Raw genomic sequence first — 11,999 nt, 5'->3', positions numbered from 1 at the left:
TGTGGGAATTTTAATAAACTCTGCTTCATGAAGAAAAGAGATGGTATTAGCTTTTATTCCCTGATTTTGGCGGGGATATTTTTTGTTTTTGTGCCAGTCTTATGGGCAAATAAGTTGCCTGGTCAGAATTTGGAGGATATTAGGCAGCATTTTTTGCTGGATAAGGGCTGGAAGTTTTCTAAAGGAGATCATACTGAAGCAGCTCTGCCTGATTTTTCTGATAGAGACTGGGAATCGGTGGTTATTCCTCACGATTGGGCAATCTATGGCCCGTTTAACGAGGAGCACGATGTTCAGGTGGTGGCTGTGGTTCAGAACATGGAAAAAGTGGCAACACGCAAAACTGGACGTACCGGTGGATTGCCATACATGGGCGTAGGATGTTACCGTCGTACGTTTGATGTGACCGACTTCCGCAAAGGGGAGAAGAGAGCTACTTTGCTTTTTGATGGTGCCATGAGTGAGGCTCGGGTTTACGTCAATGGCATTGAAGTTGGCTTTTGGCCTTATGGTTATAACTCTTTTCATTTGGATGTGACTGATTTTCTCACCGAGGATGGAATGAACAACACCCTTGCAGTCAGACTCGAGAATCTGGAGCATTCCTCAAGATGGTATCCCGGCGCAGGGCTTTATCGCAATGTGCATCTGATTGTTACCAGTGAAGTGCATGTACCGGTATGGGGGACTTATCTAACTACGCCTCATGTGTCTGATGAATATGCGTCGATAAAACTTGTAACAGAACTCAGCAATGCACAGAATGGTGCCGACGTGACCATCAGCACCGTGATTTACGACCGTTGGGGAAATCCGGTTGCCAGTCAGATAACTTCTCAAAAGGTCTTTCAAGACAGGCCTTATGAGCAACATTTTCTGGTTACCAATCCTGAGTTGTGGACGCCCGAATCGCCCCGCCTCTATGAAGCCATCAGCCAGATATATTATAAAAACGAGTTGGTGGATGAATACCGCACAAGATTCGGTTTTCGAGACATCCAATTCATCCCGGAGAAAGGTTTTTTTCTCAATGGCAAACGAAGAAAGTTTCAGGGGGTAAACAATCATCACGATTTGGGCCCATTGGGGGCTGCCATAAACACTGCGGCACTTCGCCGACAGCTTACCATGCTCAAGGATATGGGTGCTGATGCCATTCGTACTGCCCACAATATGCCTGCTCCTGAGTTGGTTCAGCTTTGCGATGAGATGGGATTTATGTTGATTGTTGAGTCGTTTGATGAGTGGGATTGGGCCAAAGTGCGAAATGGCTATCATCGGTTTTTTGATGAATGGGCAGAAAGGGATCTGGTGAACATGATTCGCAACTATCGCAATAATCCCAGTGTCATAATGTGGAGCATTGGCAATGAAGTGCCTACACAGTGCAGTCCGGAAGGCTACAGAGTGGCAAAATTTCTTCAGGATATATGTCACCGTGAGGATCCCACCCGGCCGGTGAATTGTGGTATGGACCAGGTCTCATGTGTGCTCGACAATGGATTTGCAGCACTAATCGATATTCCGGGTTTAAATTACCGTACCCACCGATATGTTGAAACTTATGAGCGGCTTCCACAACGATTTGTTCTTGGCTCAGAAACGGGTTCAACGGTCAGCTCACGAGGGGTTTATAAGTTTCCTCCCGAAAAACGAATCAATGCTTTGTATGAGGATCACCAATCATCATCTTATGATATGGAGTATTGTCCCTGGTCTAACCTTCCCGATGATGATTTTGCCCTGGCTGATGATTATGAATGGACCATGGGTCAATTTGTATGGACAGGTTTCGATTATCTGGGAGAGCCTTCACCTTACGATACCGATGCCTGGCCAAACCGCAGCAGTATGTTTGGGATAATCGATTTGGCATCCATTCCCAAGGATAGGTATTACCTCTATCGCAGCATATGGAACCGGGAGGCCGAAACATTGCATATTCTGCCTCATTGGAATTGGCCTGAAAGAGATGGAGAGATAACACCGGTTTTTGTTTATACCAATTACCCTTCGGCCGAACTTTTTGTGAATGGGAAAAGCTATGGTTTAAGGATTAAGAATGACTCCACACTTCAGCATCGGTACCGTTTGATGTGGATGGATGTGGTGTATGAGCCCGGTGAAGTGAAGGTTGTGGCTTATGATGGCGCCGGAAGGGCAGTAGCCACCAACCGGATGGTTACAGCAGGTAAACCTCACCGAATTGAGCTTATTCCTGATAGAACTGTCATTAATGCCGATGGGAAAGACTTGAGCTACATCAATGTGCGGGTGGTGGACAAAGACGGCAATTTGGTGCCCAGCGACGCTCGAATGATTCATTTTACTGTTTCGGGAGCCGGTGAGTTCAGGGCGGTTGCCAACGGAGATCCAACTGATCTGAATATGTTCCATTTGCCACGAATGCCGCTATTCAGCGGACAGTTAACACTGATAGTTCAGGCCGGAGAATTGCCTGGCACGTTATCCGTGAAAGCCAATGCGCGCGGGGTGAAAAGTGGCTCAATTAGTATTGAGGTGAAGTAAATTGATCTGGTAAATATTACACCTCTCAAGGATTGTTAGTCTGTATACTTGACAGCATTGGCCTCAACCTTTTAATCTTAATTATGCGATTAACAACATGTGTTTTGTAAAAAAATAATAAAAGACTAACTTTAATATTGAAAAAAATATTAAATGTTAATCTTTAACCAAATCAAATTATGAAACAATCAGGTTTTGACTTATGCACAAATCGGGATGTACAAATTTATCCGAGTTCCACTCGACTTTTAAAGAATTATTTTCTGCGGAAGAAAAGATTTAGTTTTTATGTTTTGTCATTATTGACTGTACTGACAGGTATTGTTTCTGCGTGCGACAAATCATCAAATAGTGAGCCATTGCCTGTGGTCCATACCATAAAAACATTTGATAAGCAAAGGCATGCCTTCGGGAATGGGTTTAACCAGGCTGTAGAAGGGGTGTTTGATTTTCATGTGGATCCCACTAAGGTGGAGCGAATCTGGATGTTTGTTAAACTGAATTGTCCTCCTGAAGGTTGTAATATCTGGGATATGTACGCCAACATATCCGTAAAGGATCCAAATTCGGATCACTGGTTTGAAATTGGACGGTATATTACCCCTTACGGCGTTGATAACTCCGCCGTTGGAAAAGGTTTTCGTATTGATGTGACTGATTTTAAGTCGTTGTTAACAGGCGAGGTAACCTTGCGTTCTTTTGTTGAAGTATGGGGTAGCGATGGATGGTTGGTCACAGTTAATTTTGAGGTGACAGAAGGTACACCGGATTACAAGTATTATCAGGTAGTCAATCTTTTGGCGTTTAATCAGCATAGCCTTGCCGGTATTCCTTATGGTGAGAAGCATGGCTTTGACCTCTCACGCACCGTCACTATTCCAGAAATGGCCGAGGCGACTTCGCTTCGAACTGTTATTACCGGCTGGGGGCATGCCACGCCTTTGGATCCTGATGGCAGACCATGTGCAGAGTGGTGCTTCCGAACTCATGCAACGTTAATTAATGGTGCACCTTTGTTTTATCACGAGCTAAAACCACTGGGTTGTGCATCCAACCCGATTAATAATCAGAGGGGTAATTGGAGCCCCGACAGAGCAGGCTGGTGCCCGGGTATGGCTGTCCCCGTCCGCACTGACAAATTTGATTTGCCCATGGCAGGTGAATCATTTACTTACGCATATGAACTGGACGAATGGGTAAATAATTTCCAGTCATCGGCCGATAACAAACATGCCTACTATGCCATTTCGAGCTATGTGATAGTTAAAAGCAACGAACCCTTGGAGAGGCCAGTGGTAAATTAATCCATTTCTGGCTGTTTGTTGATATCTGCAAAACCTATTACTCATTACAATATTAAAAATGAAGGATTCAATTCTTGCAATGACCGGCCTGGCGCTACTCACGGCCAGCGGATGTAAACCTGCGGCAGAACAGAAGCCACAGCGCCCAAACATCCTTTTCATTATGACGGATGATCACTCTTTTCAAACATTGAGTGCTTATGACAACCGTTTCATTCAAACACCCTATCTTGATCGGATTGCCAGCGAAGGGGTTATTTTCTCCAATAGCTTCGTGGCTAACTCCATCTGCGCACCCAGTAGGGCGGTAATGCTGACAGGCAAACACAGTCATGCCAACGGGCAGCGAACCAATCATGATGTGTTTGATGGCTCTCAGCAGACCTTTCCTAAGCTGATGCAGCAAGCAGGATATCAAACGGCGCTAATTGGTAAGTGGCATTTGAAAAGTGATCCAACCGGATTCGATTATTGGAGCATTTTGCCGGGACAGGGACATTACTACAATCCCGATTTCATCGAAATGGGCACAACTAAAAGATACGAAGGATATGTAACCGACCTTACCACCGATTTCAGCATCGATTGGCTCAATAATATGTGGGAAAAGGATAAGCCTTTCTGCTTGCTGGTGCATCACAAGGCCATGCATCGCGTTTGGATGCCCGACCTGCCAGATTTGGATGAGTTTAAAGATGCCTCTTTTCCCATCCCCGAAACTTTCTATGACGATTACCAGGGACGAAAAGCGGCTACTCTGCAACGAATGAGTATCCATCACGATATGGATTTGGTCTATGACCTTAAAATGGCTGACCCCAAAGGTGACATTCAAACACCCTTGGGACGTTACTACCGTACCGGCGAATATGCGCGCATGACCCCTGAGCAGCGCGAGGCTTGGGATGCGCATTATCTTCCCATTATTGAAGAGTTTAAAGCAGCCGCACTGTCAGGTGACGCGTTAAGCGAATGGAAATATCAGCGTTATATGCGCGACTATCTGGCTTGTACGCGCTCGCTCGACAACAACGTGGGCCGACTTTTAGAGCATCTCGAAAAGATGGGCCTGCTCGATAATACGCTCATTGTTTATACTTCTGATCAGGGGTTCTATATGGGTGAGCATGGTTGGTTCGACAAGCGGTTTATGTACGAAGAGTCTGTAAGAACACCCTTGCTTATGCGCCTTCCAAAGGGGTATGCACGAAGGGGCGAGGTGTCACAAATGGTTCAGAACATTGATTATGCGCCAACATTTCTGGACATAGCCGGATTGGAGGTTCCTAAGGATATGCACGGCCGCTCATTGGTGGCGCTTATGGATAATGAGCAGCCCGAAAACTGGCGCGATGCCATTTATTATCACTATTATGAGCATCCGGATGAACACATGGTGAATCGCCATTTTGGCATTCGCAATGGTCGTTACAAACTTATCCGTTTTTATTACGAAGTGGATGCGTGGGAGTTTTTTGACCTTGAAGCCGACCCCAATGAAATGAATAACCTCTTTGGTAGTGCCGGTTATCAGGGCGAAATTCAACGGATGAAGGATGAGTTAAGGCGCATCATCGTTCAATATAATGATGAACTGGCGCTTGGAGTTTTCGATGGAAAAATAACTGTTACCAATTAATGCTTTTTGTATGAAGAAAGGGAAGATTGATAGTCTGATGGGCATCGTGATGTTGGTGAGTTTAGTAAGTGGTTGTACCATTCCTCAGTCAGCGTCTGAAGTACCGGCTCCGACAAGGCCTGTAACCCCGCTTATGGGCTGGGCTAGCTGGAATAATTATCGTGTGGAGATATCGGAAGATATTATTAAAGCACAAGCCGATGCCATGGTGGCCAACGGCATGAAAGATGCCGGATATACGTATATCAATATTGATGATGGCTATTTTGGTGGACGGGACGAAAATGGGAACATCATCGCACATCCTGAGAAGTTTCCTTCGGGCATGGCAGCGCTTGCGGAATATATCCACTCCAAAGGTCTTAAAGCAGGCATTTATACCGATGCCGGCATTAACACCTGCGCATCTTACTGGGACAAAGATACCATTGGTGTGGGCATGGGATTGTGGGGATTTGACCGCAGTGACCTTACGCAGATGCTTATTGACTGGAATTATGATTTTATAAAAGTAGATTGGTGCGGCGGGCAATGGCTCGATATGGATCTGGAAACCCGCTATACGCAGATTTCCAAAACCATTCGGGAGATACGCCCCGATGCGGTGTTTAATGTCTGTGCATGGCGTTTCCCAGGCAGATGGGTGACTGCCGTGGCCGACTCGTGGCGTATTTCCGGCGACATCGACAACCATTTTGGTTCCATCCTGGCCATCATCGATCTGAATGCCGATTTGTGGCGCTATTCATCACCGGGCAGTGTCAACGATATGGATATGTTGCAGGTTGGCCGTGGAATGAGCTATGAGGAGGATAAGTCACACTTCACCATGTGGAGTATTATGAATTCTCCCCTGTTGGCTGGTAACGATCTAACTACCATTAGCGATGAGACATTGTCTATCCTCACCAATAAAGAGATTATTGCGCTTAATCAGGATAAACTGGGTTACCAGGCCCGCAGATTGAGTGCCAACGATGGATTGGAAGTGTGGGCAAAGCCGCTTGTTTCAACCATGAGTGGGAAGATTGCCGTGGTACTGTTCAACCGTACCAAATCCTCTGCAAATATATCACTCAGTCTGGCGGATGTGGGCATCAATCCTCATAAAGGATATAACTATAAAGATTTGTGGGACAAACAATCACGCCATAATTTGATTGAAACTTCTCTCTTGTTTGAGGTGCCCTCGCATGGCGTGGTGGCATTGCTGGTTGAGGGAGAGTCGCTTCCGTTTAATGTGTTTCAGTTTAAATAGTTGAGTTTTCACATTCAACAGGCTTTATACATTGCTAAACAATCATATAAATGTATTTTATAAACCACTTAAACATCTCTCTGGCAGCTCTGGGTGCTATCACGCTTGGCAGTTGTGCCCAAGACGGTAAAAGGGCAGAGGTTAATCCGCCCAACATCATATTTATCCTGGCCGATGATTTGGGCTATGGTGACCTGAGTTGTTACGGACAAGAGAAATTTTCAACGCCTAACATCGACAGGCTTTCCGCAGAGGGCATTCGATTTACCAATCATTACAGTGGTAGCACTGTTTCTGCACCATCGCGCAGTTCACTTTTGACCGGGTTGCATACCGGAAATACGCCGGTGCGTGGCAACAAGGAGTACAGGCCCGAAGGCCAGCAGCCTTTACCTCAAACCACAAGAACCATTGCGCACGTTTTGAAAGACGCAGGTTACACCAATGGTATTGTTGGTAAATGGGGGCTTGGATATCCAGGTTCGGGAAGTGAGCCGCTCGATATGGGCTTTGATTACTTCTTTGGCAATAACTGTCAACGACATGCGCATCACTATTTTGTCGATTATCTATGGGAGAACCGGCAGCGGGTATCGTACGATGAGCCAGTATATAGTCATGATGCCGTTACAGACAAGGGCATGCAGTTTATTCGCGACCACAAGGATAAGCCATTTTTTCTTTACATGGCTTATGCCATCCCTCATGCTGAAATGGTTCTGCCCCAGGAGTATCTGGAGCCATTCATTGGCAAGTATCCCGAGCCAAACCCGTGGCCTGCAGGTCATAGCTATGGCGAGCAGCCATATCCTCGTGCCGCTTTGGCTGCCATGATAACCCATTTGGATTCGGATGTGGGTAGAATCATGGATTTGCTGGCTCAACTTGGGATTGATGACAACACGCTGGTGATATTTACTTCTGATAACGGACCTGCCGTGGAAGGTGGAAACGATCCGGCTTTTTTTAATAGCAGTGGCGGCTTGCGGGGCACCAAGCGGGATTTATACGAGGGCGGCATTCGCGTTCCGTTTGTGGCGCGCTTCCCCGGTGTCATTCCAAAAGGAGTGGAAACCGGACACATTTCGGCCTTCTGGGATGTTTTCCCAACGTTTAGCGAGTTAGCCGGTGTAGTGACAGACGTTGAAACCGATGGCATTTCGCTTGTGCCGGTGTTCATGGGACAAGCGGATAAGCAGCCAAAACATGAGTATCTCTATTGGGAGTTTCATGAGTTGGGAGCCAGGCAGGCGGTTCGCATGGATCAATGGAAAGGCGTACGGTATAATCTGACAGATGGAAACCGAGATATTGAACTCTATAATCTGGATAACGATCCGGGCGAAACAACAAATATTGCAAGTGATTATGCAGATGTGGTGGCGCGTATCTCTGAGATAATGCGCAGCGCCAGAGTGGCATCACCCGAGTTTCCATTTCCAATGGACTAACAGCAGTAACCTTTTTACCAATGGTTACTGCATAAAGTCGTTCCACGCATTGTAGCTTTTACCAGGGGCTGAGCCAGCTTGAATCTTTTCTTGCTGGCTCAGCCATTCCCTGGCCAGCTGCTTAAATACTGGATCGGCATGTTCCAGGAACATAATCTGCGATTTGCAGAAGCGCGGCAGTCCGCTGTCTCGTGGGTCTTTAATGCGGTCTTTGGTACAACCTGCAAAGCAGTGTTTATACCAGCTGCATGTTCTGCATTTTCTGGGAAGTTGGGCTTTTAATGCGCCAAACTGTTGTTGCTTCTTAGAGTTGAGCATGTCAATCAGGTGGCCGTTTTTCACACTGCCGAGTTTCCATTTGGGGTCAACAAAAAAGTCGCATGAAAAAATGTCGCCATTGTGCTCTATTGTTAGATACACACCGCACTCGCGTGCCATGGTGCATTCGGGTGCCTGAAGACCCACGTAGGTATGAAAAATGGTATCTATAAACCGCACATTGGTGGTTGGTTGGCCGTTCACAAAGTCCTTTAGCCACAGGTCAAAAATCTCAATCATAAACTCCCCGTACTGAATATCGGTAAGGGAGAAATCAGCTGCTTTTTTGGGATTTTGTTTGTCGGTTTCAACAATGGGGATAAACTGCATCCATTCAAAACCATTCGTTTTATAGAAATCATAAATCTCTTTGGCAAAGCCCGCCGAATAGTTTGTGATGCAGCACATGGCATTGACGGCCACATCTCGTTGCATAAGTAGTTTGGCGCTTTTCATAACCGTCTCCCAGGACGGGCGTCCGCTTCGGGTCAGGCGGTAGTGGTCGTGCACATGCTGCGGGCCATCTATCGAAAGGCCTACCAGAAAGTTATACCGCTGCAAAAAATCAGCCCATTCTTCATCAATGAGAAGCCCGTTGGTCTGAAGTCCATTGCCCACCGTCTTGCCTTTACCATAAATTTGCTCGTACTTAATTACCTTTTCGAAAAACTCAAGTCCCATTAGAGTTGGCTCGCCACCTTGCCAGGTAATGGACACCTCCTTACCCGATTGCGCCATCACCTGGCGAATGGTTTCTTCCAGTACTTCATCGCTCATACGATGAACGGTTGTCTCTTTGAACAGCTCAGCTTTTTCCAGATAAAAGCAGTAGGTGCATCCTAAATTACAATCCGGACCTGCCGGTTTAATAAGTACGGAATTTAATGGCTTGTATGACGGTTTCATTTATTTAGTGTAAAGGTTCCTTAAAAAGCTATTGAGACTCAAAATTAAGATGTTTATATAACCTGTTGATGTATTCTTTTTTTTTGAAAAAAAACGCAATATATGTAATACATAAAAAACCGCCAAAACAATTGTTTGTTGAAAATTTTGCTTAAGTTTGTAATAATTTATCAATTATTTCGAAATCTCTGTTTTTTGTTTCTAAAATGGTCTGAGCTGTCATTTGATGTATTGCATTTTTAGTATGGCGTAATGTGAATATTTCTGCATTAATAATACTTTGAGGTCTGTAACTTTTCAAAAATAATATCTCGATGAAACGATTAGGATTCCTTTTTACAACGTTTTTTTTATTCATTATGTTGCTAATCAGCTCCTGTGGTAAGGGTGATGGCACATATTATATCCAGACCGCGCAAGTACCGGAGGGATATACACATGAGCAGAAAGTGGAACTGTCCGCTCGGGTTTTGCCCCATCCTCGCCAGATGAAATGGTTCGAGGATGAGTTTTTTGGCTTTATCCATTATGGCCCCAATACCTACACTGGTCGTGAGTGGGGCAACGGTTTTGAAGATGCCACGCTGTTTGTGCCCGGAGACTTGAATACCGACCAGTGGTGCGAACTGATGAAAGATGCAGGCATTCGTCGCGTGGTGATGGTTGTTAAACATCATGAGGGTTATTGCTTATGGCAAACCAGATACACGAACTATTCCGTGGCGTCTTCGCCATGGCTCAACGGGCAGGGCGATGTGCTCCGAGAACTTGTCAAATCCTGTGAAAAATACGGGTTGAGACTGGGAATTTACCTCTCACCAGCCGACCTATACCAAATAGAATCTCCCAACGGCTTATATGGCAATGGCAGCGAATTTACCCAACGTGTGATCCCAAGACCGGTGGAGGGGCGTGCATTTGACGACAAGCGCACTTTCACTTATGAAGCGGACGATTACAATGAGTATTTCCTGAACCAACTGTTTGAGCTTCTTACAGAGTATGGCCCCGTGTATGAGGTTTGGTTTGATGGGGCGCATCCAAAACCGGGAACGAAACAAACTTATAATTACGATGCCTGGTTTGATTTGATTCGTAACCTGGCACCCGACGCGGTTATTTTTGGCAAAGGTCCGGATGCCCGCTGGTGTGGCAATGAGGGAGGTGCCACCCGTGAGGCCGAGTACAATGTGATTCCACTCACTCAATCGCCTGATACCTATCATTGGCCTGATAAAATGGGTGAAAATGTGGCAGGGCGCGACATGATTACGGAGGATACTAAATACTTCCACTATTATCCTGCCGAAACGAATACATCCATTCGCCACGGATGGTTCTGGCGAAATGATGATGAGCAGCAGGTGCGCAGTGCCGACGATGTGTTTGACATTTATGAGCGGTCGGTAGGTGGCAACAGTGTGTTTCACCTAAACATCCCTCCAAACAAAGATGGACAGTTCTCTGCACGTGATGCCGAGGTGCTTCGTGAAGTGGGGCGCCGCATACGGCAGGTCTATGACAATGATTTGCTGGCAGGGGGCTCGTCATCTGCACCCAAAGTGATGGATAACAATCAGGATACATGGTGGCAGGCGCCCGGCAAAACGGCTGAGTTTATGGTGAAGCTGCCACAAAAGACAACAGTCAACAGGGTTGTGATTCAGGAGGCCATTGCCCACCGTGGCGAGCGGGTAGAAGCGCACCATCTGGAGGCTTTTATCGATGGGAGATGGATTAAAGTAGCTGAGGGCAAAACTATAGGCTATAAACGCATCCTGCGTTTCCCGTCTGTAGAAACTGATGAGTTGAAACTTGTAATAACAAATTCCCGACTGGCGCCAGCGATCTCTCGTTTTTCGGTTCATTATTATGATGAGCCACCAAAAGCAGTGGTCGTTCGTAGCGATGTCTCCGGTAATGTGACCATGGGCGTTGGAACCAGTTTTGCCTGGAAAGATCATGGTACTGCTGACTTATCCCAGAGCATTTATTACACCCTCGATGGTTCGGAGCCAAACAGCAGTTCTGTTTTGTATGCAGAACCAATCAACTTGCCTCTTGGAGGGCAAATAAAGGCACGAGCCATTGTGGGCGATAGATTAGGGGCTGTTACAGATTTGCGTCTTGGCATTGCAAAGGACGGATGGCGTGCCTATGATGCAAGTGGTGAGTCGGAACGTGCATCACGTGCCGTGGACGGCAACAATTACACTGTCTGGATTTCTGAAGAGAAGGTGGCTGGCGCTCCATTGAGCCTTACCATTGAGATGAATACGACACATCAGGTGACGGGGTTGGCCTATCTGCCGCATGCGCATGGCGGATTCATTGAGGCGTTTGATGTGGAGGTTAGTACCGATGGTCAAAACTGGAGAAAAATTCACTCGGGTGAATTTGGAAACATCCGTAATGACCCTTCGCGCCGCATTGTGTTGTTCAATGCAACACATCAGGCCAAATTTCTGCGTCTGTCAAACCTGAAGGCTCCAGGAGGCTTAACGCGTGTGGGCGCTGCTGAAATTGACATCTTGTCGGAATAGCATTTAAGATGAAAGTTGCACTTTACTTGCGCAAAACAGTCTCTATGTTTC

At 46.2% G+C, this 11,999-nt stretch carries 7 protein-coding genes; 6 read left to right on the top strand and 1 reads right to left on the bottom strand.

From position 1 onward, the window contains the following. Nucleotides 1–27: 27 nt before the first annotated feature. The 5 genes from ALKIM_RS0104560 to ALKIM_RS0104540 all read left to right on the top strand — a co-directional run bounded on the left by ALKIM_RS0104560 (nt 28) and on the right by ALKIM_RS0104540 (nt 8,181). Nucleotides 28–2,529 (top strand): glycoside hydrolase family 2 TIM barrel-domain containing protein, encoded by a 2,502-nt coding sequence (locus tag ALKIM_RS0104560; protein WP_026473610.1) that lies wholly within the window; start codon nt 28–30, stop codon nt 2,527–2,529. Between the two features lie 293 nt (nt 2,530–2,822). After that, the gene (locus ALKIM_RS17625) at nt 2,823–3,833 is read left to right on the top strand and encodes a peptide-N-glycosidase F-related protein (RefSeq protein ID WP_162148797.1); all 1,011 of its coding nucleotides are present in this window, start codon (nt 2,823–2,825) and stop codon (nt 3,831–3,833) included. A 58-nt stretch (nt 3,834–3,891) separates the two neighbouring features. Beyond that, a complete protein-coding gene (locus tag ALKIM_RS0104550) occupies nt 3,892–5,472 on the top strand; it encodes a sulfatase family protein (protein WP_026473609.1) in 1,581 nt (526 codons plus the stop codon). 10 nt (nt 5,473–5,482) lie between these two features. Next, on the top strand, nt 5,483–6,730 hold the full coding sequence (locus ALKIM_RS0104545; RefSeq protein WP_026473608.1) for a glycoside hydrolase family 27 protein: 1,248 nt from the start codon (nt 5,483–5,485) through the stop codon (nt 6,728–6,730). A 50-nt stretch (nt 6,731–6,780) separates the two neighbouring features. Then, complete coding sequence (locus tag ALKIM_RS0104540) at nt 6,781–8,181, top strand: arylsulfatase (RefSeq protein WP_026473607.1); 1,401 nt, start codon at nt 6,781–6,783, stop codon at nt 8,179–8,181. 24 nt (nt 8,182–8,205) lie between these two features. Here ALKIM_RS0104540 and ALKIM_RS0104535 read toward each other — a convergent pair whose 3' ends face one another. Next, on the bottom strand, nt 8,206–9,405 hold the full coding sequence (locus ALKIM_RS0104535) for an anaerobic sulfatase maturase (protein ID WP_026473606.1): 1,200 nt from the start codon (nt 9,403–9,405) through the stop codon (nt 8,206–8,208). 314 nt (nt 9,406–9,719) lie between these two features. On the opposite strand from ALKIM_RS0104535, the gene ALKIM_RS0104530 reads away from it, so the two are divergent. Beyond that, entirely contained in the window at nt 9,720–11,948 is a 2,229-nt protein-coding gene (locus tag ALKIM_RS0104530; protein WP_026473605.1) for an alpha-L-fucosidase, read from the top strand. Nucleotides 11,949–11,999: the final 51 nt, after the last annotated feature.

This window comes from Alkaliflexus imshenetskii DSM 15055 (assembly GCF_000517065.1).
GTDB lineage: Bacteria > Bacteroidota > Bacteroidia > Bacteroidales > Marinilabiliaceae > Alkaliflexus > Alkaliflexus imshenetskii.
Note: the sequence above shows the minus strand (reverse complement) of the source record. Positions and strands in the feature narration are given on the sequence as shown.